This is a genomic window from Curtobacterium sp. VKM Ac-2861 (assembly GCF_013204965.1).
Lineage (GTDB): Bacteria > Actinomycetota > Actinomycetes > Actinomycetales > Microbacteriaceae > Curtobacterium.
This window is the reverse complement of the sequence record NZ_JABMLA010000002.1, coordinates 137,228-163,233: the sequence shown is the minus strand read 5'-3', so window position 1 is coordinate 163,233 and position 26,006 is coordinate 137,228. Positions and strand designations below refer to the sequence as shown.

At 71.3% G+C, this 26,006-nt stretch carries 23 protein-coding genes; 18 read left to right on the top strand and 5 right to left on the bottom strand.

The features are described from left to right. Positions 1–120: 120 nt before the first annotated feature. From HQQ88_RS05550 to HQQ88_RS20085, 10 genes are all read left to right on the top strand, one after another. The gene (locus HQQ88_RS05550; protein WP_173168893.1) at positions 121–2,550 is read left to right on the top strand and encodes a lamin tail domain-containing protein; all 2,430 of its coding nucleotides are present in this window, start codon (positions 121–123) and stop codon (positions 2,548–2,550) included. A gap of 121 nt (positions 2,551–2,671) precedes the next feature. After that, positions 2,672–3,514 carry a PhzF family phenazine biosynthesis protein gene (locus tag HQQ88_RS05545; protein WP_173168892.1) on the top strand — a complete coding sequence of 281 codons (843 nt, stop codon included), beginning with the start codon at positions 2,672–2,674 and terminating at the stop codon, positions 3,512–3,514. Between the two features lie 222 nt (positions 3,515–3,736). Continuing rightward, entirely contained in the window at positions 3,737–5,095 is a 1,359-nt protein-coding gene (locus HQQ88_RS05540) for an extracellular solute-binding protein (RefSeq protein ID WP_123293238.1), read from the top strand. A 174-nt stretch (positions 5,096–5,269) separates the two neighbouring features. Next, positions 5,270–6,154, top strand: coding sequence for a carbohydrate ABC transporter permease (locus tag HQQ88_RS05535; RefSeq protein WP_367916993.1), 885 nt, complete (start codon positions 5,270–5,272; stop codon positions 6,152–6,154). A 68-nt stretch (positions 6,155–6,222) separates the two neighbouring features. Further along, positions 6,223–7,053 (top strand): carbohydrate ABC transporter permease, encoded by an 831-nt coding sequence (locus HQQ88_RS05530; protein ID WP_173169120.1) that lies wholly within the window; start codon positions 6,223–6,225, stop codon positions 7,051–7,053. Between the two features lie 37 nt (positions 7,054–7,090). Next, positions 7,091–10,204: a glycoside hydrolase family 38 C-terminal domain-containing protein gene (locus tag HQQ88_RS05525; protein ID WP_173168890.1), complete on the top strand. Its 3,114-nt coding sequence runs from the start codon at positions 7,091–7,093 to the stop codon at positions 10,202–10,204. 280 nt (positions 10,205–10,484) lie between these two features. After that, positions 10,485–11,456, top strand: a complete 972-nt coding sequence (locus HQQ88_RS05520; protein ID WP_173168889.1) for a hypothetical protein — start codon at positions 10,485–10,487, stop codon at positions 11,454–11,456. Positions 11,457–11,489: 33 nt separating this feature from the next. Next, positions 11,490–12,230, top strand: coding sequence for a histidine phosphatase family protein (locus HQQ88_RS05515; protein ID WP_173168888.1), 741 nt, complete (start codon positions 11,490–11,492; stop codon positions 12,228–12,230). 73 nt (positions 12,231–12,303) lie between these two features. Continuing rightward, positions 12,304–12,702: an NAD(P)H-hydrate dehydratase gene (locus HQQ88_RS20090; protein ID WP_367916980.1), complete on the top strand. Its 399-nt coding sequence runs from the start codon at positions 12,304–12,306 to the stop codon at positions 12,700–12,702. After that, positions 12,702–13,082, top strand: coding sequence for an NAD(P)H-hydrate dehydratase (locus HQQ88_RS20085; protein ID WP_308222000.1), 381 nt, complete (start codon positions 12,702–12,704; stop codon positions 13,080–13,082). The genes HQQ88_RS20090 and HQQ88_RS20085 overlap by 1 nt, the downstream gene beginning before the upstream one ends. A gap of 116 nt (positions 13,083–13,198) precedes the next feature. Here HQQ88_RS20085 and HQQ88_RS05505 read toward each other — a convergent pair whose 3' ends face one another. Beyond that, positions 13,199–13,636 carry a YdeI/OmpD-associated family protein gene (locus HQQ88_RS05505; protein WP_123936903.1) on the bottom strand — a complete coding sequence of 146 codons (438 nt, stop codon included), beginning with the start codon at positions 13,634–13,636 and terminating at the stop codon, positions 13,199–13,201. Between the two features lie 198 nt (positions 13,637–13,834). On the opposite strand from HQQ88_RS05505, the gene HQQ88_RS05500 reads away from it, so the two are divergent. The 4 genes from HQQ88_RS05500 to HQQ88_RS05485 are packed head-to-tail and all read left to right on the top strand — an operon-like array spanning position 13,835 to position 17,938. Next, positions 13,835–14,977, top strand: a complete 1,143-nt coding sequence (locus HQQ88_RS05500) for an ABC transporter substrate-binding protein (protein WP_173168887.1) — start codon at positions 13,835–13,837, stop codon at positions 14,975–14,977. 5 nt (positions 14,978–14,982) lie between these two features. Then, positions 14,983–15,960 (top strand): ABC transporter permease subunit, encoded by a 978-nt coding sequence (locus HQQ88_RS05495; RefSeq protein WP_173168886.1) that lies wholly within the window; start codon positions 14,983–14,985, stop codon positions 15,958–15,960. Continuing rightward, complete coding sequence (locus tag HQQ88_RS05490) at positions 15,957–16,871, top strand: ABC transporter permease subunit (protein WP_173168885.1); 915 nt, start codon at positions 15,957–15,959, stop codon at positions 16,869–16,871. Before HQQ88_RS05495 ends, HQQ88_RS05490 begins: the two co-directional genes overlap by 4 nt. Further along, positions 16,868–17,938, top strand: a complete 1,071-nt coding sequence (locus HQQ88_RS05485) for an ABC transporter ATP-binding protein (protein WP_173168884.1) — start codon at positions 16,868–16,870, stop codon at positions 17,936–17,938. Before HQQ88_RS05490 ends, HQQ88_RS05485 begins: the two co-directional genes overlap by 4 nt. A 179-nt stretch (positions 17,939–18,117) precedes the next feature. Here the strand turns inward: HQQ88_RS05485 and HQQ88_RS05480 are convergent, their stop codons facing one another. Then, positions 18,118–18,597: an NUDIX domain-containing protein gene (locus HQQ88_RS05480; protein ID WP_123936898.1), complete on the bottom strand. Its 480-nt coding sequence runs from the start codon at positions 18,595–18,597 to the stop codon at positions 18,118–18,120. Between the two features lie 59 nt (positions 18,598–18,656). Here HQQ88_RS05480 and nagB point away from each other — a divergent pair, with 59 nt between their 5' ends. Further along, the gene (gene nagB, locus HQQ88_RS05475) at positions 18,657–19,442 is read left to right on the top strand and encodes a glucosamine-6-phosphate deaminase (RefSeq protein ID WP_173168883.1); all 786 of its coding nucleotides are present in this window, start codon (positions 18,657–18,659) and stop codon (positions 19,440–19,442) included. Positions 19,443–19,451: 9 nt separating this feature from the next. Here nagB and HQQ88_RS05470 read toward each other — a convergent pair whose 3' ends face one another. Further along, entirely contained in the window at positions 19,452–20,639 is a 1,188-nt protein-coding gene (locus HQQ88_RS05470; protein ID WP_173168882.1) for an aminotransferase class I/II-fold pyridoxal phosphate-dependent enzyme, read from the bottom strand. Positions 20,640–20,684: 45 nt separating this feature from the next. Between HQQ88_RS05470 and HQQ88_RS05465 the strand changes: the two genes are divergently transcribed. Next, entirely contained in the window at positions 20,685–20,972 is a 288-nt protein-coding gene (locus tag HQQ88_RS05465; RefSeq protein WP_123671476.1) for a hypothetical protein, read from the top strand. Here the strand turns inward: HQQ88_RS05465 and HQQ88_RS05460 are convergent. Then, positions 20,914–21,489, bottom strand: a complete 576-nt coding sequence (locus HQQ88_RS05460; RefSeq protein ID WP_123671477.1) for a TetR/AcrR family transcriptional regulator — start codon at positions 21,487–21,489, stop codon at positions 20,914–20,916. The two genes, HQQ88_RS05465 and HQQ88_RS05460, sit on opposite strands and share 59 nt — an antisense overlap. A gap of 77 nt (positions 21,490–21,566) precedes the next feature. Between HQQ88_RS05460 and HQQ88_RS05455 the strand changes: the two genes are divergently transcribed. Beyond that, positions 21,567–22,463: an SDR family NAD(P)-dependent oxidoreductase gene (locus HQQ88_RS05455; protein WP_173168881.1), complete on the top strand. Its 897-nt coding sequence runs from the start codon at positions 21,567–21,569 to the stop codon at positions 22,461–22,463. An 8-nt stretch (positions 22,464–22,471) separates the two neighbouring features. On the opposite strand, the gene HQQ88_RS05450 is transcribed toward HQQ88_RS05455, so the two are convergent. Then, positions 22,472–23,362 carry a S9 family peptidase gene (locus tag HQQ88_RS05450; RefSeq protein WP_131846018.1) on the bottom strand — a complete coding sequence of 297 codons (891 nt, stop codon included), beginning with the start codon at positions 23,360–23,362 and terminating at the stop codon, positions 22,472–22,474. Positions 23,363–23,488: 126 nt separating this feature from the next. Between HQQ88_RS05450 and HQQ88_RS05445 the strand changes: the two genes are divergently transcribed. Beyond that, positions 23,489–25,945, top strand: coding sequence for a GH92 family glycosyl hydrolase (locus HQQ88_RS05445; protein ID WP_367916979.1), 2,457 nt, complete (start codon positions 23,489–23,491; stop codon positions 25,943–25,945). Positions 25,946–26,006 lie beyond the last annotated feature (61 nt).

Below are 26,006 nucleotides of genomic sequence, written 5' to 3'. Positions count from 1 at the left end.
CGAGGGATCCCGGCGCTCGGGCGCCGCGCGACACCTGTCGTTCACCGGGCGGCCACCGGTCGGATGCCCGGGTGCTGAACAGTCGTGCAGGTCTCCCCTCCCCTCCCGAGAAGGACCTGCATGCGCACTCCTGCCCTGCGCCCCCGCTCCGTGCGGATCGGTGCTGCCATCGTCACCGCGCTGGCCCTCGGCGCCGGTGTCGTCACGGCCAGCCCGGCACTCGCCGCCGTCGGTGACGACGACCCGAGCGTCGGCGCCGCCGCCCCGAACGGCCTCGTCGTCAACGAGGTCGAGTCGAACGGCGACGACACCGACTGGGTCGAGCTCGCGAACACGTCGTCGGCGTCGATCGACCTGACCGGGTACGCGTTCCTCGACGACGACAGCACCCACGACGCCTACGTCCTGCCCGCCGGCTCGACGATCGCCCCCGGCGGGTACTTCGTCATCGACCAGCTCTCGGCGACCGCGCCCGGGTTCGACTTCGGGCTCGGCGGCGCCGACACCGCGCGGGTGTACGACCCCGCCGGCGACCTGGTGCTCCGGTACTCGTGGACGAGCCACGCGGTCGTCACGTACGGCCGGTGCGCCGACGGGACCGGTGCGTTGGTCGACACCACCGCGTCGACGAAGGGGGCCGCCAACGACTGCTCCTCGCCCGTGCGCATCAACGAGGTCGAGTCGCAGGACGGCACCCCCGGCGACTGGGTGGAGCTGACCAACGTCGGCAGCACCACGGTCGACCTGGGCGGGTACGTCCTCAAGGACAGCGAGGACGACCACGCGTACACGATCCCCGCCGGCACGACGATCGCGGCCGGGGGCTTCACCGTCCTCGACGAGGCGGACTTCGGCTTCGGACTCGGCAAGGCCGACTCCGCCCGGGTCTTCGATCCGCGGGGTGCGCTGGTCGACTCGTACTCGTGGACGGCCCACGCTGCCGCCACGTACGGCCGCAACCCGGACGGCACCGGCGACTTCGCCGAGACCGCCGAGTCGACGAAGGGCACCGCGAACCGGTTCGCCGGAGTCGTCACCGCCGAGCCGTGGCCCGGCGGCCCGGACGAGACCGTGCTCGACGACGAGGACACCTTCACCGGTGACCTGAGCGGCATCGACTGGACCACGTCGAGCACGTCGAGCACGTCCGAGGACGGCCAGCTCTGGGCCGTGCAGAACGGCGACGGCCTGCTCTACCACCTGACCTCGGACGGCCAGGGCGGCTGGGCGCCGTCGAACGCCGCGGGCACGGACCTGCGGTACGCCGACGGCACGGGGACCCCGGACGCCGAGGGCGTCACCGTCACGAGCGACGACCCGGGCGCCGTGTACGTGTCGACCGAGCGGGACAACGACGTGTCGAAGACCAGCCGTCCGTCGGTCCTGCGGTACGCCACCACGGACGGGTCCGAGTCGACGCTGCGCGCCACCGACGAGTGGGACCTCGCAGCCGACTTCCCGGGGCTCGGTGCGAACGCCGGCCTCGAGGGCGTCACCTGGATCCCGGACTCGTGGCTCACCGAGCAGGGCTTCGCCGACGAGCACACCGGCGCGGCCTACGCACCGTCGACGTACGCCGGGCACGGCGAGGGGCTCTTCTTCGTCGGCGTCGAGGGCACCGCGAGCGTCTACGCCTACGCCCTGATGGCGGACGGTTCGTCCCAGCGCGTTGCCACCATCGGTTCGCCGTTCGCGGTCGTCGCCGACGTGCAGTTCGACCCGACCCTCGACGCGCTCTGGGTGGTGTGCGACGACGCCTGCGCCGGACGCACCGCGCTGTACGAGCTGACCGACGGTGCCTTCACCGCCGCGAAGGTCTTCGAGGCACCGTCGAACGCGGACCGGACGCTCGCCAACGAGGGCTTCGCGATCTCCGGCGTCTGCGCCGACGGGGAGCGCGCAACGTTCTACGCCGACGACAACGACACGGACGGGTTCTCGCTCCGCACCGGGACGTACCCGTGCGAGGGCGGCGGCACCGATCCGGGCACGGACCCGGGCACCGACCCGACGCCGACGCCGACGCCGACGCCCACGCCTGCTCCGGGTGACGGTGGGTCGACGCCTGCGCCGACCCCCGGGACCGGCGGACCGACGCCGACGCCGACCCCGTCGCCGGCCGCTCCGATCGCCCCGGTGGCTCCCTCGGAGACCGGCCCGACGGACACGAACCGTGGGAGCGTCTCGGCCCCGTCGTCCGCTCGTGCGGGGGAGACCATCACGGTCACGGTGGGCACGCAGTACGCCGGCGACCTGGTGAACGTGTGGCTGTACTCGACGCCGACGCTGCTCGGCACCGTGACGGTCGGCGCTGACGGCACGGTGCGCGTCACGATCCCGGCCGATGCTCCGGCTGGCGAGCACCGCATCGTCGTGACCGCGGAGGACGGCACGGTGCTGGGCTGGACCCCGATCACGATCACCGCTGACGGGCAGCTCGCGTTCACGGGCGCCGAGGGCCTCGGTGCCGGCGCACTCATCGCGTTCCTGCTGCTCGTCGCGGGTGCGGGTGTGCTGATCGTCCGTCGCCGCCGGGCGGCCGCGGAGTAGTCCCCACGCCCCACGGGGCACTTCGTGAGCAGGAATGGTCGGGTTCGCTCAGCGGACCCGACCATTCCTGCTCACCATGCGTGATCAGCAGTCCTCGCCGCCCCCGCAGTAGCGTCGGAGCATGAGCATCGACGTCCTCCGGTACACCGCCTTCGCCGCCGAGCCCGGGGGTGGCAACCCCGCCGGACTGGTCCTCGACGCAGCGGCACTGACCGACGACGAGATGCTCGCCGTCGCCCGCGAGGTCGGCTACCCCGAGACCGCGTTCGTCGTCGGCGCCACGGCGACGGGCCCGCACGTCCGCTACTTCTCGCCCGCCGCCGAGGTGCCGTTCTGCGGGCACGCGACGGTCGCGCTCGCGGTGGCGCTCGCCGAACGGCAGGGGCTCGGCCGCCGAGTGTTCACGACGGCCGCCGGCGAGGTCGCCCTCGACGCCACCACCGGTCCGGACGGGGTGGTCCAGGTCGCGATGACGAGCGTCGAACCGGCGACGCGGGACATCGACCCGGCGCTCCTCGGGCGGTTGTTCGACCTGCTCGGGCTCACGGCCGACGACATCGCGCCGGGCTTCCCGGTGCTCGAGTCGTTCGCCGGCAACTGGCACCCGGTGCTCGTGCTGCACGACCGGGAGCTCTTCCACCAGTTCCGGTTCGCACCCGGCCCGCTCGCCGACCTCAAGCGCGAGGCCGACTGGCAGGGGACGGTCACGGTGCTGCACCGGACCGGGGAGCGCGAGTACGAGGCGCGGAACCTGTTCCCCGCCGGCCGCATCACCGAGGACCCGGCGACGGGTTCGGCTGCGGCGTCGACCGGGGCGTACCTGCGCGAGGTCGGTGCCGTCGAGCCGGGGGACCGCGTCGTCATCCGGCAGGGGCGGCACGTCGGTCGTCCGAGCCTGCTGCTCGTCGACGTGCCGGAGTCCGGCGGGATCACCGTGACGGGGAGCGCGACACCGATCGACTGACGGACGTTCCTTCCCAGAGCGCGTGCGATGGGAAGCGAAATCGGGCGTACCTGGTCGAAAGTTCCGACCAGGTACGCCCGATTCGGCACGGTACTCCCCAAACAGCAACGCCCCGACGCGCGCGGCGCGAAAAACTCCTTGACACGGATAAGTCCATACGCTGGACTAATCCTGCGCGCGGGCGATGGAGCCCGCGGATGTCACCCGTGCAAAGGAGCACCGATGAAACGCACCCGCATCATCGCCGGACTCGCAGCCGTGGCCGTCGCCGCGGTCGGCCTGGCAGGCTGCTCAGCCTCGGGGTCCGCCTCGAGCGACACGATCAAGATCGCGTACCAGAAGTTCGGAGCCTTCCAGCAGCTCGACGCCCAGATGAAGGTCGTCAAGAAGGAGTACGAGAAGGACAACCCGGGCAAGAAGGTCACGCTCGTCCCGATCCAGGCCCAGGGCAACGACTACTACACGAAGCTCGCGCTCATGAACAAGGCGCCCGCGACGGCTCCCGACGTCATGTACGAGGACACGTTCCTCGTCAAGGCCGACGCCGAGGCCGGCTACCTCCTGCCGCTCGACAAGTACACGGCGAAGTGGAAGGACTGGGACCAGTTCTTCGACAACGCCAAGCAGGCCGGCCAGGGTGACGACGGCAAGATCTACGGCGTCCCCATGGGTACCGACACCCGCGCGCTTTGGTACAACAAGGACATCTTCAAGTCCGTCGGCCTGCCCGTGCCGTGGCAGCCGAAGACCTGGGACGACGTGCTCGCCGCGGCGAAGACGATCAAGGACAAGAAGCCCGACCTCATCCCGTTCAACATCTACTCGGGCAAGGCGCAGGGTGAGGCGTCGACCATGCAGGGCTTCGAGATGCTCCTGTACGGGGCGGACGGCTCCGGCAACACGCTCTACAAGGACAAGAAGTGGGTCACGGGCTCGAAGCAGTTCGAGGACTCGCTGCAGTTCGTGAAGGACGTCTACCAGGGCGGCCTCGGCCCGACACCGCAGCAGGCGCTCGACACGAACGTCGGCACGACCATCGCGCAGACGTGGCTGCCGAAGGGCAAGCTCGCGATCGACCTCGACGGTTCGTGGCAGTCCGGCACGTGGCTCAAGTCCGGCACCGCGCCGTGGGCCGAGTGGAACGACGTGATGGGTCAGGCGCCGATGCCGACGCAGAACGGTCAGGACCCGGGCTACAACTCGATGTCCGGCGGCTGGACCCTGGCGGTCGGCGCGAAGTCGAAGAACCCGCAGGCGGCGTTCGACTTCATCACGAGCTTCCTCGACAAGGACGGCTCGCTGAAGTACGACACCGAGAACAGCCAGATCGCCGTCCGCAAGGACGTCGCGGACGACACCGCCTACACCGACGCCAACCCGACGTTCAAGTTCTTCTCCGGACTGGTGGAGAACACGAACTTCCGCCCGGCGACGAGTGACTACTCGCAGGTGTCCAACGCGATCCAGGTCGCGATGGAGTCGGTCATGACCGGACAGCAGACACCGAAGCAGGCGGCTGCCGTGTACGACAAGGCCGTCACGCAGGTGGTCGGCAAGGAGAACACCGTCTCGGCTGGTTGACGGACGTCACCCACTGACGGACGGGAGGCGCGGGGCGGCCACGCACCGCGCCTCCCGGTCCGTCCTTCCCCACCTTCGGAACCCCTCCGCACCCGGAAGGCACCCATCGTGTCCAGCACCCCCCTCGCGCCGACGCTGTCGGCGCCCGGTGCGCCGAAGCGCACCGATCCACCCGTGCCGCGCAAGCGGCGCCCACTGCGGAACGTCGGCCGAGTGGTCCCGCTCCTGCCCGCCCTCGTCCTGCTCGTCATCTTCCTGCTCGGCCCCGTCATCTCGTCGTTCTACGGGTCGTTCACGAACTCCGCGCTCACCGGCGCCGGCGCTGCCGACCAGCAGTTCGTCGGCTTCCAGAACTACGTCGAACTCTTCCAGGACCCGGACTTCCCGAAGTCCGTCATCCTGACGGTCGTGTTCCTGCTCGCCTCGGCGGTCGTGGGACAGAACGTGCTGGGGCTCGGCCTCGCACTCCTGATGCGCTCGGCCAACAAGGCCGTCCGCGCGATCGTCGGCACCTTCGTCGTCGCAGCCTGGGTCCTGCCGGAGATCGTCGCCTCGTTCGCCGCGTACGCCTTCTTCAACGACGAGGGCACGCTCAACGAGTTCCTGAAGTCCATCGGCATCAGCGGACCGAACTGGCTCTACACGTTCCCGATGTTCGCCGTGATCCTGGCGAACATCTGGCGCGGTACGGCCTTCTCGATGCTCGTCTACTCCGCCGCCGTGCAGGAGGTCCCCGAGGAGATCACCGAGTCCGCCGAGGTCGACGGTGCCACCGGGTGGCAGCGCCTCGTCTACATCACGCTGCCGGTGATCCGACGGAGCATCTCGACGAACCTCATGCTGACGACGCTGCAGACGCTGTCGGTCTTCACCCTCATCTTCGTGATGACCGGGGGTGGGCCGGGCACGAACTCGTCGACCCTGCCGATCCTCGCCTACCAAGAGGCGTTCAAGTTCTCGCAGCTCGGCTTCGGGACCGCGATCGCGACCATCCTGCTCGTGGTGGGGGCGGTCTTCTCGATCATCTACATCCGAGCCCTCAAGCCGGAGGTGGACTGATGGCCATCACTGCCCCGTCCCTCGACCCGACCACCACCCGCTCGGTGACCGCTCCCGGTTCGCTGCACATGACGTCGCCCCGCGGCCGCACCATGCGGTGGGTGGCGAACACCGTGCTGCTCGTCATCGCGGTGTGCTTCGCGGTCCCGCTGCTCTGGCTCGTCCTCGCCTCGGTCGACACCCAGGCGTCGCTGTCCGTGAAGCTGCCGACCCAGTTCACGCTCGACAACTTCACGAAGGTGCTCACGCCCGAGCTGTCGTTCATCCCGCTCGCGAACAGCCTGCTGCTCTCCGGTGGCACGGCGGTCGTCACCGTGGTCTTCGCACTGCTCGCCGCGTACCCGCTGTCCCGCTACAAGATGCGCGTCAACAAGCCGTTCCTGTACAGCATCCTGTTCGGGACCGGCCTGCCGATCACCGCGATGATGGTGCCGGTCTACGCGCTGTTCGTGTCGCTCAACCTGATCGACAACGTGTGGGGCTGCATCTTCTTCCTCGCCGCCACGTCGCTGCCGATGGCGATCTGGATGGCGAAGAACTTCATGGACTCCGTGCCGATCTCGCTCGAAGAAGCTGCGTGGACCGACGGGGCGTCGATGATGACCACCCTGACGCGCATCGTCGTCCCGCTCATGCGTCCGGGCATCGCCGTCGTGTTCATCTTCGTGTTCATCCAGGCGTGGGGGAACTTCTTCGTCCCGTTCGTCCTGCTGCTCTCGCCCGACAAGGTGCCCGCCGCGGTGAGCATCTTCAACTTCTTCGGGCAGAACGGGGCGGTCGCGTACGGACAGCTCGCCGCGTTCTCCATCGTCTACTCCGTGCCCGTCATCGCCCTCTACGTGATCGTGTCCCGAGGCCTCGGCGGCGGCAACGCCCTCGCCGGCGGCATCAAGGGCTGATCTGCTGGCCCCGGCCGGCTCTCTCGAAAGGAACCACATGCACCAGGACGAACCGCTCGTCGAGGCCCGGATCGCCCGCCTCGTCCGCGACCGTGTCGACCCCGCCGTCCACCGCCGCTCGGCGCCGGTGACGATCGAGGCGTGGGAGGTGCCGGACGAGCCGGTGCCGTTCGACTCCGCCGTCCAGCAGGCGTACACACCGTTCACCGTGGGCAGCGCGTGGGGCGGTCGGCCGTGGGGGACCACCTGGTTCCGGATCACCGGCACCGTCCCCGCCGACTTAGGCACCGCGCCGGGGACCACCGCGGAACTGCTCGTCGACCTCGGGTTCACCAAGCGGCACCCGGGGTTCCAGGCCGAGGGACTGGCGTACCGGCCCGACGGCTCCACGATCAAGGGCGTCGAGCCGCGGAACGACACCGTGCCCGTCGAGGTCGGTGCAGGGGAGTCGTTCGAGCTGTACGTCGAGGCCGGCGCCAACCCGGACATCGGCGGCGACTCGTTCCAGGGGGCGACGCCCCTCGGGTCGCGGTCGACCGCGGGTGACAAGCCGATCTACCGCGTGCGCGCCCTCGAACTCGTCGAGCGCGACGACACCGTGTGGGAGCTGCAGCAGGACTTCTGGGTCCTGCGCGGCCTGATGGCGGAACTCCCCACGGACGGCACGCGCGGCGCCGACATCCTGCACGCCCTCGAGCTCGCCGCCGACGCCCTCGACCCCGACGACGTCGCCGGCACCGCCGCCGATGCTCGTCAGGTGCTCGCACCCGTCCTGGCCGTCCCGGCCAGTGCCGCCGCACACCGGGCGATCGCCGTCGGCCACGCCCACATCGACTCCGCCTGGCTCTGGCCGGTGCGCGAGACGATCCGCAAGTGCGCCCGCACCTTCTCGAACGTCCTCGACCTGATGGACCGCGACCCGGACTTCACCTTCGCCTGCTCGTCGGCGCAGCAGTACGCGTGGATCCGCGACGGCTACCCGTCGATCTGGGCCCGCATCAAGCAGCGCGTCGCCGAGGGCCGGTGGATCCCGGTCGGTGGCATGTGGGTGGAGTCGGACACGAACCTGCCCGGTGGTGAAGCCCTCGCCCGACAGTTCGTCGCCGGCAAGCGCTTCTTCCTCGAGGAGTTCGGCATCGACACCCCCGAGGCCTGGCTGCCCGACTCGTTCGGCTACTCCGGCGCCCTGCCCCAGATCGTCCGCGCCGCCGGCTCGAAGTGGTTCGTCACCCAGAAGCCGTCGTGGAACGAGACGAACGTCATCCCGCACACCTCCTTCCACTGGGAGGGCATCGACGGCTCCCGCGTCCTGACGCACCTGCCGCCGGCCGACACCTACAACTCCGACGTCTCCGCCGCCGATCTGCACCGGGGCGAACGCAACAACAAGGAGCGCGGCGTCGCCAACACCTCGATGCTGCTCTACGGCTTCGGCGACGGCGGTGGTGGACCCACCCGCGAGATGGTCGCGGCCGCCCGACGCCAGCACGACCTGGACGGCTCGCCGCGCGTGCAGCTCGGCACCCCCGCCCAGGTCTTCGAGGAGCTCGAACGGGTGCTGCCGACCCCCGGTGTGTGGTCCGGCGAGATGTACCTCGAGTTCCACCGCGGCACCTACACGTCGCAGATCCGCACGAAGCAGGGCAACCGTCGCTCCGAGCACCTGCTCCGCGAAGCCGAGCTCTGGGCGTCGACCGCGGCCGTGCGCCTCGGGCTCGACTACCCCTACGAAGAGCTCGAGCGCGCCTGGCACACCGTCCTGCTGCAGCAGTTCCACGACATCCTGCCGGGGTCCTCGATCGCCTGGGTCTACGAGAACGCCGAGGAGAACTACGCGCAGATCGCCCAGGTGCTCGAGGGGCTGATCGGCAACGCGACGACCGCGCTCGCGAACGGGGGCGCTGCGGCGCTTGCCGGGGTCGGGGCCTCGTCGTCGGCCACCGCCGGCGGCAGCAGCGCGCTGCTCGACGCGCCGTCCGGCGCCGACGCCGTCGGCGGCAGTGGCTCGTCCGGGAACGTCGTGCGCTTCAACGCCTCGCCGGTCGCGGCGGGAGACGCGGCCGCCCTGGGCGGTTCGCTCGGCTCGGAACCGCGACCCGTGCCTCCCGTCCGCTCCGGCGACCACTTCGTGTTCGACACGGGCGTCGTCACGGCGACCATCGACGGCGCCGGCCACGTCGTGTCGCTCGTCGACCGCGCCAGCGGGCGCGACGCGATCGCACCGGGTGCGGCAGCTGCCGAGTACACCGTCTTCCGCGACACCCCGAACCAGTGGGAGGCGTGGGACATCGACCGCGCGTACCAGCGCAACGGCACCGTGCTGTCGGCCTCGTCGGTCGCGATCGACGGCTCCTCGCTCGTGGTGGAACGGTCCTTCGGGTCGTCGACGCTCACGACCCGGTACTCGGCGGTCGCCGGGCTCGCAGAGCTGGTGATCGAGACCGAGGTCGGCTGGCACGAGCACCAGAAGCTGCTGAAGCTCGCGTTCCCGGTGGACGTCCGTGCGTCGTCCGCCTCGAGCGAGATCCAGTTCGGCCACATCGACCGGCCGACCCACCAGAACACCTCGTGGGACCACGCCCGCTTCGAGACGTCGGCGCACCGCTGGGTGCACGTCGCCGAGCCCGGGTTCGGCGTCGCGGTGGCGAACGACTCCACGTACGGGCACGACATCACGCGTTCCACGCGGCCCGACGGCGGGACCACGACGCTCGTGCGCGAATCGCTGCTGCGCGGGCCGACGTTCCCGGACCCGAACGCCGACCAGGGGCACCACGTGTTCCGGACGGTGCTGCGGGTGGGGGCCTCGGTGCTCGACGCCGCCGACTCGGGATACCGGCTGAACCTGCCGGTGCGCTCGGTCGCGGGGACGACCGCGGTTTCGCCGCTGGTCTCGGTGTCGTCGCCGCAGGTCTTGGTCGAGGCAGTGAAGCTCGCCGAGGACCGCTCCGGTGACGTGGTCGTGCGACTGTACGAGGCCTCCGGTGGTCGGGCGACCGACGTCGGGGTGTCGTTCGGGTTCGACGTCGCTTCGGTGGCGACGGTGGACCTGCTGGAACGCCCGCTGGGGGACTCGTGGGACTCGGGGGAGCCGGTCGTGCTCACGCTCCGGCCCTTCGAGATCGTGACCCTGCGGGTACGCCGGGCCTGAGGCAGCGGGGCCGGTCCCCCTCGGGGGAGAGACCGCGGCGCCGGACGGGACACGGGTGCGTTCCGTCCGGCGCCGCCTTCTGTGTGTGGGTGGTGGGGTACCTGGTCGATTCGGGCGTACCTGGTCGAAAGTTCCGACCAGGTACGCCCGATTCCGCTTGGCATCGCGGCCGTTCTGGGAAGGAACGTCCTCCCTCCACAGGCGGGCAGTCCTGGAGGCCCGTCCACAGACCTCGACGTCAGCCCGCTGGGCGCATGGCGGGTCGGGCAACGTCTCCTCCATGAACGAACCGCTGCCCATCCTCCGAGCCTCGGCCACGCGTGAGGCCGGACTCGACGCCACCACCCTGCGCCGCCGGACCCGACTCCAGGGTCCGGGCCGACTCGTCCGGGCAGGCCCGAACGCGTTCGTCGACGGCGCAGCGTGGGACGCGGCCGGGCCACGGCAGCGGTACGTCACCCGCGTGTACGCGCGGCTCGGCCGGCTCGGCCCGCGGGCGACGGCCTCGCACGACTCAGCGGCCGCGGTGCACGGGCTGCCCGCGCTCGGCGGGTGGAGCGTCCCGGTGCACGCCACCGTGCCGGAGTCGATGTACCGGGGCAGGACCCCCGAGCTGGTCCTGCACACGAGACCGGTGTCCGGCGCCGAACGGGTCCGGATCGGTGACCTCGCCGTGACCGCGGTCCCGCGGACGGTGATCGACATCGCGATGAGCGGGGACCTGCGCACTGGGGTCGTCGTGGCAGACGCTGCACTGCGCAACGGGACCGAGCGCGACGAGCTGTGGCGAGCGGTGCACCCGAGTGCTCGCGGGCGGGCCCGGGCCGCACAGGTCCTCGACCTGGCCGACGGGCGTTCGGGGTCGCCGGCGGAGTCACTCGCGCGCGTGGTCTTCCGCGAGCTCGGGTTGCCCGCCCCCGTGCTGCAGCAGGAGTTCGTCGTCGATGGCCGCCGGTCCGCCGTCGACTTCTGGTTCCCCGCAGAAGGCGTCGTCGTCGAGATCGACGGACGCGCGAAGTACACGCAGGACCGGTACCTCGGCGGTCGCAGCCAGACCGAGGTGTTCCTGGACGAGAAACGTCGCCACGCCAGACTGCTCACGGTGCCGGGTGTGCGGACGATCATCCGGCTCGAGTGGCGGGACCTGTTCGACCTCGATGCGCTGGCGCTCCGGTTCCGCGCCGCGGGGTTGCCGTGTGCGATCCGCCCGGTCCGGAGCGCCCGCCGCACCGCAGTCGGTGGGCGTCGGTGAGCCGGCTCAGCGCGGCGTGGTTAGCGTGGCGGCATGGCAGTGCAGGAGATCTGGCTCGTCCGCCACGGTGAATCGCTCGCGAACGTCGCCGCCGCCCGAGCAGAGGGCGCGGGCGACGACGTCATCGACGTCGAGTACCGGGACGCCGACGTCCCGCTGAGCCCGCTCGGCGAGTCGCAGTCGCGGTCGCTCGGACAGGAACTCGCCGATCGTGGCATCGACGACGTCCCCGTGGCGCTGTGGGTCTCGCCGTACCTGCGTGCGCAGCAGACCATCGAGATCGCGCTCGGGGCCGGCGGACTGGCCGAGCCCGAGAAACGGGTGGACGAGCGGCTCCGCGACCGCGAGCTCGGTGTGCTCGACCTGCTCACCCTGCAGGGTGTCCGGAACCGGTACCCCGACGAGGAACGTCGCCGGCAGTGGCTCGGCAAGTACTACCACCGGCCAGCGGGCGGCGAGTCCTGGGCCGACGTGATGCTCCGGCTCCGATCGGCACTCGTCGACGTCGAACGGATCGAGGGCACCGAGCGGCTCGTCGTCGCGGCGCACGATGCCGTCGTGATGCTGGTCGTGGCGGTGTGCCTCGACCTCGACGAGCCGGCGCTCATGGAGTTCGCTCGGACGCACGCGGTCGCGAACGCCTCCCTCACCCGACTCCGCCGCGAGCGGGCGGGCGCACCGTGGGTGCTCGAGGAGTTCTCCTCCGTCGGGCACCTCGACGACGACGAGGTCACGGCGCACACCGGCCGGAAGGACGACGAGCATTTCCGCTGAGACCGTCACCCCGAACTTCCTGCGGGACTGGCCGCTCCCCGAGCCCGGCGCCGGCAAGTACGGTCGCGGGCAGGTGCTCGTGGTCGGCGGCGCAGCGCGGACGCCCGGCGCCGCGATGCTCTCGGCGCTCGCGGCACTCCGGGTGGGAGCGGGGCGGCTCACCCTCGCGGTGGGGCGGAGCATCGCGAACGAGGTCGCGGTCGCCGTGCCCGAGTCCGGGGTCGAACCGCTCGACGAGGACGCGGACGGTCACGTCGCCGTGGGCGCCATCGAGGGCATCGCCACCTCCGCCGCGAGTGCGGACGCGCTGCTGGTCGGCCCGGGACTCGACGAGCCGAACGGCACCCGTGACCTGGTGGCCAAACTCGCCGACGTCGTCGGACCACAGACCACCGTCGTGCTCGATGCGTTCGCCCTCGGGGTGGCGGCCGACGTGCGGGACCGTCTGGAACCGCTCCGGGTCGGCTGGTGATGACGCCCAACTCCGGCGAAGCCGAACGGCTCCTCGGTCGGGAGGGCAGCGGCGACGACGTGGCCGACGCGATGGCGATCGCGCAGCGGTTCGGTGCGGTCGTGGCCCTGGGGGACGCCATCGCGACTCCCCAGGGGCGGAGCTGGATCAAGGGCACCGGCTCCGGAGGACTCGGCACCAGCGGCAGTGGCGACGTCCTGTCGGGTGCGGTCGCCGGCCTGCTCGCTCGTGGCGCGGAACCGGCACAGGCGGTGGCGTGGGCGTCCTACGTGCAAGCGGCTGCCGGTGATCGGCTCGCGGTGCAGGTCGGGCCCCTCGGGTACCTGGCGAGCGAACTCGTGACCGAGATCCCGCGGGTGCTCGTCGAACTCGGCGCCTGAGCTCGCCCGTTCTTTCCCAGAGCGCGCGCGATACCTCGTGCTTTCGGGCATACCTGCCAGGAACTTCTGACCAGGTACGCCCGAATCGACCAGGTACGCCGCCCGCGCCGCGCCGCTCAGCCCTGCAGCGCCTCCACGGCCTTCGCGATGCGCCGCGCTCGGGTCTCCGGCGCCTTCGCCTGCGACACCGGGTCGGCGAGCGCTCGCTGCCGTGAGTTCGACAGGGTGTCGAACGCTGCACGCACCCCAGCGTCCTGCAGTGCCGCCGCCAGGTCGTCGGGCAGGTCGATGACCCGGGGCTGCGTGTCGACGACGAGCGTGACCTCGACGGTGTCCCCGGCAGCGATGCCCGCGGCCTCGCGGTGCGACGCGGACAGCGGCACCAGGAACTGCTCGTCCATGACCCCGACGGTGGACCGGTAGGTGTAGCCGCCGTTGATCGTGACCACCACCGGCGGGCGCTTCCCCGCACCCAACGCATCGATCACGGACGACGGGACCGGGAGCCCTGTCGCCGTCTTCCTCGCCAGCAGGACCGTCGTCGTGAACTGCATCCGTGCCTCCAGTGCGATGTGGACGCGACCATGCGTCCGAGGTGGGAAACCAGCAGAACGGTACAGGCGTACCCGCTGTTCCGCCACCGTTCACCGGCGCAGCACGGGCCGGAAACCGGCCGCCTCCACGATCGTCCCGGGCCGAGAACCGCGGCCCCGCCTGAAGCACCCGCAGCACCCACCCGAAAGGCACCTCCCGTGCAGCACAAGCGCACCATCGCCGGCATCGCCCTCGCCGCCGCAGCGATCGTCACCCTCGCCGGATGCTCGGCCACGAGCTCGGCCAGCACGACGAAGGACGACACGAACTGGAAGACCGCCACGAGCGCCGAGGCCTCCGGTGGCATGGACGCCCTCGTGAAGGCCGCGCAGGCCGAGGGGCAGCTCAACGTCATCGCGCTGCCGCCGTCGTGGGCCAACTACGGCAAGATCATCGACGGTTTCACGAAGAAGTACGACATCAAGGTCAACTCCGCGAACCCGAACGGCTCCAGCGCCGACGAGGTCGCCGCGGTGAAGTCGCAGAAGGGGCAGTCCACCGCTCCCGACGTGCTCGACCTCGGCAACGCCGTGCTGCAGGAGAACCTGGACCTGCTGACGGACTACAAGGTCGCGAACTGGAGCGACATCCCGGACACGCTCAAGGAGCAGGACGGCGCCTGGACCCGCGACTACACGGGCCTGATGTCGATCGGCTACGACTCCTCGAAGATCACCGAAGCCCCGAAGGACCTGACGGACCTGCTCGGCTCCGAGTACAAGGGCAAGGTCTCGATCGCGGGCGACCCGACGCAGGCGAACCAGGCCGCATCGGCCGTGTACCTGGCCGCCCTCGAGAACGGCGGCTCGGCCGACGACATCACCAAGGGCGTCGACTACTTCGGCAAGCTCAAGCAGGCCGGCAACTTCCAGAACGTGCTGCCCACGCAGGCCACGGTCGCGTCGGGCGAGACCCCGGTCGTCATCCAGTGGTCGTACAACAACCTCGCGTGGGGCCCCGCAGCGGGTGCGAGCGGCAACAAGGACTGGAAGACCGTCGTGCCCGAGGGTCAGGCGCTCGGCTCGTACTACTCGCAGGCGATCAACAAGGACGCCCCGCACCCCGCCGCAGCGCGCCTGTGGCAGGAGTACATCGCCAGCCCCGAGGGCCAGAACCTGTACCTGCAGGCCGGTGCGTTCCCGTCGACCCTCGCCGCCCTGGAGGAGTCCGGCAAGGTCGACCAGGACGCCCTCGACGCCGCCGGTGGTGCGCCGAAGGACTACGTCGAGCTGACCGACGCACAGGTGGCAGACGCCGCGAAGGTGCTGTCGGCCAAGTGGTCCTCGACCATGGGGTCCTGACCAGCATGACCACCGCATCGGCGGGCGCGCCAGCGCCAGCGGCGAGCGCACCGGCGACGAGCGCGACGAGCCCCGTGCTCCCGACGTCCGCACGAGCGTCCGCCGATGCCACCCACGGCGCCGGACCCCGTGTCCGGCGCCGTGTCGGCCTGGCCTGGCTCGGCCTCACCCCGTTCGCCGCGTACGTCCTGCTCTTCCTCGCCGTCCCCGCGGTGATCGCGGTCGGCAGCGGGTTCTTCACCGACGACGGCGCGTTCACCCTCGCGAACCTCGCAGCGTTGGCCGAGCCCTCCGTCCTGCGGGCCTTCGGCGGCTCGTTCGGCCTGTCCGCCGTGTCCGCCGTGATCGGCGCCGTCATCGGAGCGCTCGTCTGCTGGGCACTGTCGGCACTGCGGCCCGACGGGCTCGTCCGGTCGATGATCGACTCGGCCGCGAGCGTCCTCGCCCAGTTCGGCGGCGTCATGCTCGCGTTCGCGTTCATCGCCACGATCGGCGTGCAGGGTCTCGTCACGACGTGGCTGGTGTCCCTCGTCGACGTGGACCGCAACGCGACCGGCGCCTTCCTCTACACGGTGCCCGGTCTCGTCATCCCCTACGTCTACTTCCAGGTGCCGCTGATGGTCCTCACGTTCATGCCCGCGCTCGAGGGCGTGAAGACGCAGTGGGGCGAGGCCGCCGCCACCCTCGGCGCCTCCCGCGCCACGTACTGGCGCCGGATCGCCCTGCCCGTGCTCGCACCGGCGTTCTGGGGCTCGTTGCTCCTGCTGTTCGCGAACGGCTTCTCGTCGTTCGCCACCGCCGCGGCACTCATCTCGCAGGGCGGGATCGTGCCGCTCACGATCCGCACGCAGCTCACCAGTGAGACGCTCGTCGGCCTGCAGAACGTCGCCGGGGTGCTCGCGTTCGGCATGGTCGTCGTGATGGCGGTCGTCATGGGCGCGTACTCGTTGCTGCAGCGCCGGGCCGCAAGGTGGCAGCGATGAGCGCGGCAACGCCGGTGGGGCCGTCGCGTCCGACGTCGGTCGCGTCCGGTCGGACGGGAGGCTCGCCCCGCGTCGGCCGCTTCGGCACGGCCCCGTCACGGGGCACCGCCACGGCCGTGCTCACGGTCGTCGGGATCGTCTTCGCCGTCCCGCTGGCCGCGCTGGTGCAGTTCACCTTCCGCCAGGGCACCGACGACGGTCTGACCGTCGCGCACTGGGCGGCCATCGTCGACCCGGTCAACGCGTTCACCTACCAGCCGGTGTTCGACGGCCTCGGGGCATCGCTGCTCATCGCGGTCATCACCGTCGGCATCGTGCTGTTCGTCCTGCTGCCCGCCCAGATCATCACGGCGCTGCGCTACCCGAGGCTCCGCCGCGTGCTCGAGTTCGTCTGCATCGTCCCGATCACGGTCCCCGTCGTCGTGCTCGTCGTCGGCTTCATCCCCGTGTACCAGGTGGTCTCGCGGGTCTTCGGGTCCGGTGCCTGGACCCTGGCCTTCGCGATCGGCATCGTCACGCTGCCGTTCGCGTTCCGCCCGATCGCCGCCGCCATCACCGCGACGGACATGACGGTGCTGTCCGAGGCCGCCCGGTCGCTCGGCGCCTCGTGGTGGACGGTCACCTGGCGAGTGCTCCTGCCGAACCTGCGCCGGGGCATCACCGCCGCGTGCTTCCTCACCATCACGGTGGTCCTCGGCGAGTACACGCTCGCCGCGTTCCTGTCCCGCACCACCTTCCAGACCGCCCTCGTGCTCGTGCAGCAGACCGACCCGTACGTCGCCGCGATCTTCTCGGTCGCGGCCCTCCTGTTCGGCTTCGTGCTGCTCGTCGTCATCGGCCGCATCGGGACGGGCCGTCGTGCCGGCCGTGCCCGCACCGTCCGCACCACCCGCGTCAAGGAGTCCGCATGACCGTCACCGCACCGGCAGCCCCGGCGTCCCTCGCCTCCACCGGCGCCGTCGTCGAGCTCGAAGCCGTCGAGAAGCACTACGGCACGCACCGGGCCCTGGCCGGACTGTCGCTCCGCGTCGAACCGGGCGAGTTCGTGTCCCTGCTCGGCCCGTCCGGCTGCGGCAAGACGACGGCGCTCCGGGCGCTCGCCGGCCTCGAGGCCATCGACGCCGGCGCCATCCGCATCGACGGCCAGGACGTCGCCGCCACCCCGGTGAACAAGCGCGACATCGGGATGGTGTTCCAGCAGTACTCGTTGTTCCCGCACATGACGGTGCGGCAGAACGTCGCGTTCGGCCTCGAGATGCGCCGTGTCCCCGCCGCCGAGCGCAGGAGCCGCGTCGTCGAGGCACTCGACATGGTGCACCTGGGCGAGTTCGCCGAGCGCTACCCGCACCAGCTGTCGGGTGGCCAGCAGCAGCGCGTCGCCCTCGCCCGGGCCCTGGTCACGCGGCCCCGCGTCCTCCTGCTCGACGAGCCGCTGTCCGCCCTCGACGCCAAGGTGCGGGTCTCGCTCCGTGAGGAGATCCGCCGCATCCAGAGCGACCTCGGCATCACCACGGTGTTCGTCACCCACGACCAGGAAGAGGCGCTCGCCGTCTCCGACCGCATCGCCGTGATGAACGCCGGCGACATCGAGCAGATCGGCACGCCGGAGGAGCTCTACCGTTCTCCGTCGTCGGCGTTCACGGCGGACTTCGTCGGCCAGTCGAACCGGCTGCAGGGCGACCTGCGCGGCGGCGACGTGTTCGTGTACGGGTTCCGCGTGCCCGCGCTCGACGCCTCGGTCGCCGATGGGCCGGTGCTCGCCTACGTCCGACCGGAGGACGTCGCCTTCGCCCCGGAGGGCATCAGCGGCACCGTCGTGTCGTCGAGCTTCCTCGGCTCGATCCGCCGCACCACGGTCCGGCTCGACGACGACACCGTCGTGACCGTGCAGCACGAGGTCGGCGACCGTCGCGCCGCCGGCGAGTCCGTCGCCGTCCGCCTGCTCGGAGCCCCCGTCGCGGTCGCCCCGCTCACCTGACCGCGACTGCTCGTTCGACGAAAGCGACAGTCCTCGCCGGCCCAGGCGCGTCCCCTCCGCGAAAGCGACAGTTCCCCGCGGAACGTCGGCGGCACACTGTCGCTTTCGCGGGGTGGGCGCGACCACGGGCGGACTGGAGGCGCGGGGCGGGGCCGCCCCGCGCCTCCAGGCCGGTGGGGTCAGCGCTGGAAGCGCGCCTCGCGCTCGTCGGACAGGGCGGCCGCGACGCGGGCACGCATGTTCGCGGGCATGTCGGGCAGGTCGTCGAGCCGGGCCCAGAACGCCTCGGTGTTCTCGCCGTCCGCGGGGTTCGGCGTGCCCGAGACGTACCGGCAGGCGAACACCAGGTCGAGGTACTGCGCCCGGTCGCCGTTCGGGTACGTCATCTCCGGCAGCACCTGCACCCACGCCAGCCGTTCGGCCACGGCGACGACGTCCGCCTCTTCCAGGACCTCGCGCTCGGCGGCGACGGCGGGTTCCTCGCCCGGGTCGACGATGCCGGTCACCGGGGTGAAGGCACCGTTGTCCGCACGACGGACCACGAGCAGCTCTTGGTCGGCACCGGAACCCCGCGTGACCACGGCGGTGACGCCCGTCAGCCACAGCGGATCGGTGCCGATCCTCGAGCGGAGGGACAGGACGAAGTCGGGGGTGGGCATGTCCCCACGCTACCGATCCCGCCCTGTCGGAGACTGGTCATGACCAGTAGCATGGGCATGTGGAGATCATCATCCTGCCCACGCCGGCTGAGGTCGGTCGCGTCGCCGCGGCCAAGATCGCGTCCGTCGTCGCCAAGAAGCCGTCCGCCGTCATCGGTCTCGCCACCGGATCCAGCCCGCAGGGCATCTACACCGACCTGCAGCGTCGGGTCGGTGCGGGCGAGATCTCGTTCGCCGAGGCTCGCGGGTTCGCCCTCGACGAGTACGTCGGCATCCCGCTCGAGCACCCGGAGTCGTACGCCAGCGTCATCGCGCGCGACGTCGTGGCGCCGCTCGGGTTCGACCCCTCGCGGGTGCGGGTGCCCGACGGTCGTGCCGACGACCTCGAGTTCGCGGCGAAGGAGTACGACGCCGCGATCCGTGCCGCCGGCGGGATCGACGTGCAGATCCTGGGGATCGGCGCGAACGGGCACATCGGGTTCAACGAGCCGACGTCCTCGTTCGCCTCGCGCACCCGGATCAAGACCCTGGCGCCGTCGACCCGTGACGCCAACGCGCGGTTCTTCGACTCGCCCGAGCAGGTCCCGACGCACTGCATGACGCAGGGGCTCGGCACCATCCTCGACGCCCAGCAGCTCGTCCTGGTCGCGCAGGGCTCCACCAAGGCCGACGCGGTCGCAGCCGCGGTCGAGGGACCGCTCAGCTCGTTCGTCCCCGGTTCTGCGCTGCAGCTGCACGAGCACGCGACGGTCGTCGTCGACGAGGAAGCCGCGGCCGGCCTGCAGCTCGCCGACTACTACCGCTACACGTACGCGAACAAGCCGGCGTGGCAGGTGTTCGAGTAGGACCGACGATCAGCCGTCTGCACGCTGCCGGAACGCGGTGCGCAGGCGGCTGAGGCCGTCGTCCAGGGTCTCGGCCGAGCACCCGAAGTTCAGCCGCGCGAAGCCCTGACCCTGGCGTCCGAACGCCGGGCCGGAGGCGAGCGCCACCTTCGCCTCGTCGACCAGCAGCGCCGCGGGGTCGTCGCCCCACGGCAGGGCGCGCAGGTCCAGCCACGCCAGGTAGGACGCCTGCGGCTGCCGGTACTCCGCCCCGGGCAGGACGTCACCGATCCGCTCGGCCAGGGTGCGGCGGTTCGCGGCGAGTTCGGTGAGCAGGGACGCGAGCCACGGTCCGCCTTCGCTGAACGCGGCGACGCTCGCGGTGTAGCCGAGGATCCCGGTGCGCTCGACGACCTCGGTCGGCAGGGCGTCGAACCAGGCACGGGCCCGCTCCGAGGCGCCGACGATGAGCGCGCACTTCGTGCCCGCGAGGTTCCAGGCCTTGCTCGCGCTCGTCAACGAGACCCCGAGCGCGGCGGCCTCGGGGCAGGACTCCAGGAACGGCGTGAAGACCGCGTCGGCGTGCACGAGCGGCGCGTGGATCTCGTCCGAGACGACCACGGCATCCCACTCGGCGGCGAGCCTCGCGAGTGCGACGAGCGACGAGCGGTCGTGCACCAGGCCGAGGGGGTTGTGCGGGTTGCAGAGCAGCACGGTACGCGCGCCGTCGGCGAACGCCTGCGCGAGGCCGTCCAGGTCCATCCGCCAACCGGCCGTGGTGTCGAACGGGTCCGCGGGACCGTCGGGTGCGAGCAACGGGACCTCGGTCACGGTGCCTCCGGCCTCGGACACGTACTCCCAGAACGGCGGGTACACGGGCGGCATGATGACGACCTGGTCGCCCGGCTCGACGATCCGGCGGAGCATCTCCACCGCAGCGACCGACACGTCGGTGGTGGTGCGGACGAGGTCGGGGTCGACGCGCCAGGCCCACCGGCTCTCAGCGAAGTCCGCGAACGCCTCGGGCAGCGCACGACCGTGGCCGACGTACCCGGTGTCACCGTTGGTGACCGCGGCGACGAGGGCGTCACGCACCGGCTCCGCGAGCATCGAGTCCATCTCGGCGACGAACATCGGCAGGACGTCCGGCGGGTACGCGGTGTACTTCTCGCTCGTACGGCTGCGGTGCGCATCGAACACGGAGACCATGACGCTCATGCGCCCATCCTGACAGTGCCCGTCGCCGCCCGGCAGGATGAACCCGTGGAACCCCGCTCGCGTACCGTGCTCCGGGCCGCCCGTGATGCGGTGCTGGTGGTGGCCGGCAGCGTCGCGATCGGCCTGGTGATCGTGATCGCCGGACTGGGATGGCTCGACGACATGCCCTACCGGGGGTCCTCGACCGAAGCGGCCTACATCGCGGTCGCGGTGGCGGCGGTGGCCGTCTGCGGGTTCGGGGCGCTCGTCGGTCTCGCCGCGATCAGGGCGTCGGTCAGCTCGTCGGACGGAGCCCGGCGAGCAGGATCTCGACGTAGCGCTCCGGATCGCTGACCCGGGTGCCGCCGGCGACGGCCGCTTCGCGCAGCCCGCACAGCAGCCGGCGGAGGTCGTCGGCGTCGACGTCGGTCCGGACGATCCCCTCGGTGCGTCCCCTCGCGAGCAGCGCGTCGACGGACACCACCAGGTCGCCGGCGAGGGCAGCGGTGTCCGCACAGGAGAACCCGCCGTTGGTCAGCAGGTCACCGAGGGCTGCGTCGTCCACCATGCTCCGGAACGCGGCCGTGACGACCCCGCGGAGCGCATCGGCTGCGTCCGGCAGCACGACGGCGTCGCGGACCTGGTCGAGCATGTCCTCGAGCGCGTCGATCGCGAGCGCTTCGAGCAGGTGCTGCTGGCTCGGGAAGTGCCGGTAGGCCGTCCCGACCCCCACTCCGGCCTCGTGCGCGACGGCGTTGAGCAGGGCCGGTTCGCCCCGGTCGACGAAGGTGCGGGCGACGTCGAGCAGTGCCGTCCGGTTGCGCTGGGCGTCGGAGCGCAGCGCCTCGGGTCGGGCCATCGCGATCGTCATGTGGACACTCTATCCGGTTGTGCTAGCGTTCCGGATGAATCATCCGATTGGGTGCGCCGAACGAGCAGGAGACGACGATGGACAGCTTCGAATGGGAACCGGCAGCGATGCCCGACCAGCACGGCAGGACCGTGGTGGTCACCGGCGCGACCGGTGGGCTCGGCCTCGTCATCGCCACGACCCTCGCCTCGGCCGGCGCCCGCGTCGTCGCCGGGGTGCGCGACCTCGACAAGGCGGCTCGCGTCCTCCCCGTGGGACTCGACCTGGAGGCGCGGCTCGTCGACACCGCGTCCGTCGCGTCCGTCACGGCGTTCGCCCGGCAGCTTGCCGAGGACGGCATCGCCGTGGACGCCCTCGTCAACAACGCCGGTGCGACGATCGGCACGTTCGGGCGCACCGACGAGGGCATCGAACGGACCTGGGCGACGAACGTCGTCGGGCCGGCCGTGCTCGCCGAGGCGATGCTCCCGCTGCTCGGCGGGCCGTCGCCCCGCATCGTGCTCGTCGGCTCGAACCTGTCGCAGCGCACCCGCCGCGTGCCTGGTCCCGGCGGGGTCGACGGTCCGGACGACTACTCGCAGTTCGGTGTGTACACCGACTCGAAGACCGCGGCCGCAGCGCTGAGCGTCGACCTCGGTGAACGACTCCGTGCTGCGGGTTCGGACATCCGGACGGTGATCGCGCACCCCGGCATCGCGGCGACGGGGATGAACGACCAGGCGGAGACCCTGACGCAGCGCCTCGGCGGCATGGTCGCACGCAGCTTGGCCCGGACCGCTGCGGACGGCGCTCGTTCGACCCTCTGGGCAGCCACCGCCGCGGACGTCACCGAGGGGGTGTTCGTCGGACCTGCCCTCCGCCGTGGTGACCGGCGGCTGCACGTCGTGCCGGTGAAGGGCCCGGCGGCGGACCCGGCGTTCCGCGCTCGCGTCCGGGCGTTCGTGGACCAGGTCGCGGTGCGCGACGGGTCCTGATCATCCGTTCACGTGGGCAGCAGGTGCCGGAGTGCCGCTTCCGTGATGCGCGCCGGCATCGTGTGGCCGCCGTCGAACACCTCGGTCGTCGCGACACCCGGAGGGAACGCGTCGAGGACGCGCCGGACGCCGGCGAGGGGGAACAGTCCGTCGTCCCGTCCCGCCGCGACGAGGACCGGTTGATCAACGGCCGACGCGACCAGGGGGACGTCGCCAGCGGCGGTGAGTCCCGGGACGAACCAGGCCGGGTTGTGGCGGATCCGAGCGTCCTCGAACGAGGCCAGCGTACCGAGTCCGCAGCTGACCACGCCCCGCGTGAGTCGGGCGTCCACGGCGAGTGCGAACAGCGCCACCTGTCCGCCGAGGGAGTGTCCGACGATGCCGAGTTCGGTGTCGGCAGTACTCGTCTCGATCATCCAGGACGTCACCGTGGCGATGTCACGCGAGTGCTTCGCCTGCAGGCTGCTGCCGTCTGCCACACGGAAGAGCGCGTCGAGGCGTTCGTCGGCCGCCGGGTCGTCAGTCCAGTCGCGTCGGCGTTCCTCGAAACCGATCAGATCGGGGATGACCACGCGGGCCCCACTGCGAGCGAGCACCACGCCGTAGGCGAGAGTCGGATCCCCCGCCCGCCCGGCGGCCTCGCTCTTCCCGGAGGTGAAGTCGCCCGCGTGCTGGTGGACGGCGATGACGTCCGTTCCCGTGCCGTGGTCCGGGGTCAGGAGGAAGCACGGGATGGTGTCGCCGTCGGCCGTGTCCAGCTCGACGCGTGCCCACCGCACCGACCCGTCGCGTCCGAGCGGCTCCAGGCGGACCGCCACCGGACGGAGCTCGTCAGGGGACGGCAGCCCGAGCAGGTCGCGGACGCGTCCTCGGGCCGGTTCGTCGGTCGTCGACACCATGCCCGGACGCTACCAGCGGCGGTGAACCCGCCTGTGGGCCCCGAACACGCCGACCGTGGTGAACAGCAGGAGAGGGCTCGGTGACGGATCGCGCGTCCCCCGTCCGAGGGGGCTAGCGTCGCCGACGTGAACCGTTCTCGCGTGCACCGTCGCCCGCTCGTCCGCCCGCTCCCGCTCGCCGCGGTGGCCACGATCGCCGCGCTGCTCGGGACGGGGGTCGTCGCGGCACCGGCCGTCGCCTCGCCGTCAGGGCAGGCAGCGCAGACGGGGCGGACCGTCTCCGACCCGGCTCGGTACGTCGACCCGTTCATCGGCACGAGCGGCGACGGCAACACCTGGCCCGGCGCGACCGCACCGTTCGGCATGCTCCAGTGGAGCCCCACCGGCACCGCGGGCGACCAGACCTCGACCCCGGTCGCGAACGGCTACTCCTACGACGTGAACCGGCTGCGCGGCTTCAGCCTGACGCACCTGAACGGTGCCGGCTGCGCGCCGGGGGCCGCCGGTGACGTGCCGATCATGCCGGTCACGACCCCGATCACGACGTCGCCGTCGGCCGACTCCACCGACGCGGTCTACGCCGCCGGCTACTCGCACGACGACGAGTCCGCGAGCCCCGGGCGCTACGGCGTCGCACTCGACAACGGCGTCCGCACCGACCTCGCCGTCACCACCCGGGCCGGGATCGGCGAGTTCGCGTTCCCCGCCGGGAAGGCCGCGAACCTGCTCTTCCGCACATCGAACTCGATCAACGGCAGCGAGGCCGCGACCACCCGCGTCGACGCCCGCACCCGCACAGTGAGCGGCAGCGTCCTCACCGGCGGCTTCTGCAGCCGCCGGGCGAACGGCGGCGGGGCCACCAACCCCGACCGGCGCAGCTACTACCGGCTGTTCTTCACGGCCACCTTCGACAAGGCGTTCACGAGCACCGGCACCTGGCAGGACGGCACGGTCCGACCGGGAGGCACGTCCTCCTCCGGTGGGGAGGGCTACCTGACCGGCGCCGACCGTGCCGGACGCGGCTCCGGCGCATGGGTCGGGTTCGACGCGCGTCGCGGTGCGACGGTGCACGCGAAGATCGGCATCTCGTACGTGAGCGCCGCAGGAGCGATCGCGAACCGCGACGGCGAGGTGACCCAGCGCTCGACCGTCGCCAGCGTGGCGGCCGGCACACGGGCCTCCTGGAACCGCGAACTGTCGCGTCTGCGCGTCGGAGGCGGCACCGCGGACCGCACCACCCAGCTGTACACGTCCGTGTACCACGCGCTCATGCAGCCGAACACGCTGAACGACCGCGACGGCCGCTACCTGGGGCCGGACCAGCGGGTGCACCGCATGGACCGGGGGCACCGCGCCGTCTACGGCACGTACTCCGGGTGGGACCAGTACCGGGCGCAGATCCAACTGCTCGCCCTGCTGCGGCCGGACGTCGCCGGGGACATGGCGCAGTCGATGCTGCGGTTCGCCCAGCAGAACGGTGGGGTGTGGGACCGCTGGCTCCACCTCGGGGCGCCGACGCACGTGATGACGGGTGACCCCTCGGCCGCGACCCTCGCCACCTGGTACGCGATGGGGGTCCGGAACTTCGACGTGCGGGCCGCCTACGCCTCGCTGAAGCACCAGGCGACCGTCGAGAACGCCGACGCCGAGAGCGACATCGGGTGCCCGGGCCAGTGCCTGGCCCAACGCCCGGCGCTCGACGAGTACCTGCAGCGCCAGTACGCCGCGAACGACGACTGCTCGTGCTGGGGTGGCGCTGCCGAGACGCTGGAGGACTCGATCTCCGACAGTGCGCTCGGGTACTGGGCGGGTTCCCTGGGGCTGCGCTCGGACGCCCGGATGTTCGCGGAGCGCGGGGCCTACTGGAAGAACACCTTCAACGCGGCCGTCGGCTACCAGGCTGCTCGCCAGGCCGACGGATCGTGGACGCCCGACTGGTCGCCCTCGACCGGCACCGGGTTCGCGCAGGGGACGAGTGCGCAGTACACCTGGCTCGTGCCGCAGGACGTACGGGGGCTGTCGACGGCCCTGGGTGGCGACGATGCCGCTTCCGCTCGGTTGGACGCGTTCTTCCACGACAGCACTGGTGCGTTCGCGGTGACCGGCGGCGACGCGACGAAGTTCGACCCGACCAACGAGCCGGACATCCACACGCCGTGGATGTACAACGCGCTCGGGAAGCCGTGGAAGACGCAGGAGACCGTGCGCCGGGTCGTCGACGACGCCTACACGACCGGGCCGAGCGGGCTGCCGGGCAACGACGACCTGGGCACGATGAGTGCCTGGTACGTCTTCGCGTCGATCGGGTTGTTCCCGCAGACGCCGGGGCGGGCGGAGATGCTCATCGGCAGCCCGACGTTCAGCACGGTCGACATCCGGCGGTCGAGCGGGGAGCGGATCGTCGTCCGGTCCTCCGGCACCGCGCCGTACGTGCACGGTGCGCGGTTGGACGGGCGGACCCTCGAGAAGTCGTGGGTCCCGGCGTCCTTCGTCACCCGGGGCGGCACGCTGTCGCTCCGGGTCGCAGACGCGGCGGACACGACGTGGGCGAGCGGTGCTTGGGGGCGCCCGGTCGACCGCTGAACACCGCTTGACACGTCGTACTCCAGTACTGATATGTTGACCCCGTCCGGAGGGCGGAAGG

Excerpts from the sequence above, each read along its gene's own strand:
- HQQ88_RS05540 (WP_123293238.1), top strand. The coding sequence starts at position 3,737 with ATGAAACGCACCCGCATCATCGCCGGACTCGCAGCCGTGGCCGTCGCC.
- HQQ88_RS05480 (WP_123936898.1), bottom strand. The coding sequence starts at position 18,597 with ATGCCCACCCCCGACTTCGTCCTGTCCCTCCGCTCGAGGATCGGCACC.
- HQQ88_RS05530 (WP_173169120.1), top strand. The coding sequence starts at position 6,223 with ATGACGTCGCCCCGCGGCCGCACCATGCGGTGGGTGGCGAACACCGTG.
- HQQ88_RS20085 (WP_308222000.1), top strand. The coding sequence starts at position 12,702 with ATGACGCCCAACTCCGGCGAAGCCGAACGGCTCCTCGGTCGGGAGGGC.
- HQQ88_RS05515 (WP_173168888.1), top strand. The coding sequence starts at position 11,490 with ATGGCAGTGCAGGAGATCTGGCTCGTCCGCCACGGTGAATCGCTCGCG.
- HQQ88_RS05550 (WP_173168893.1), top strand. The coding sequence starts at position 121 with ATGCGCACTCCTGCCCTGCGCCCCCGCTCCGTGCGGATCGGTGCTGCC.
- HQQ88_RS05505 (WP_123936903.1), bottom strand. The coding sequence starts at position 13,636 with ATGCAGTTCACGACGACGGTCCTGCTGGCGAGGAAGACGGCGACAGGG.
- HQQ88_RS05485 (WP_173168884.1), top strand. The coding sequence starts at position 16,868 with ATGACCGTCACCGCACCGGCAGCCCCGGCGTCCCTCGCCTCCACCGGC.
- HQQ88_RS05545 (WP_173168892.1), top strand. The coding sequence starts at position 2,672 with ATGAGCATCGACGTCCTCCGGTACACCGCCTTCGCCGCCGAGCCCGGG.
- HQQ88_RS05470 (WP_173168882.1), bottom strand. The coding sequence starts at position 20,639 with ATGAGCGTCATGGTCTCCGTGTTCGATGCGCACCGCAGCCGTACGAGC.
- HQQ88_RS05455 (WP_173168881.1), top strand. The coding sequence starts at position 21,567 with ATGGACAGCTTCGAATGGGAACCGGCAGCGATGCCCGACCAGCACGGC.
- HQQ88_RS05490 (WP_173168885.1), top strand. The coding sequence starts at position 15,957 with ATGAGCGCGGCAACGCCGGTGGGGCCGTCGCGTCCGACGTCGGTCGCG.
- HQQ88_RS05520 (WP_173168889.1), top strand. The coding sequence starts at position 10,485 with ATGAACGAACCGCTGCCCATCCTCCGAGCCTCGGCCACGCGTGAGGCC.
- HQQ88_RS05450 (WP_131846018.1), bottom strand. The coding sequence starts at position 23,362 with ATGGTGTCGACGACCGACGAACCGGCCCGAGGACGCGTCCGCGACCTG.
- HQQ88_RS05525 (WP_173168890.1), top strand. The coding sequence starts at position 7,091 with ATGCACCAGGACGAACCGCTCGTCGAGGCCCGGATCGCCCGCCTCGTC.
- HQQ88_RS05460 (WP_123671477.1), bottom strand. The coding sequence starts at position 21,489 with ATGACGATCGCGATGGCCCGACCCGAGGCGCTGCGCTCCGACGCCCAG.
- HQQ88_RS05495 (WP_173168886.1), top strand. The coding sequence starts at position 14,983 with ATGACCACCGCATCGGCGGGCGCGCCAGCGCCAGCGGCGAGCGCACCG.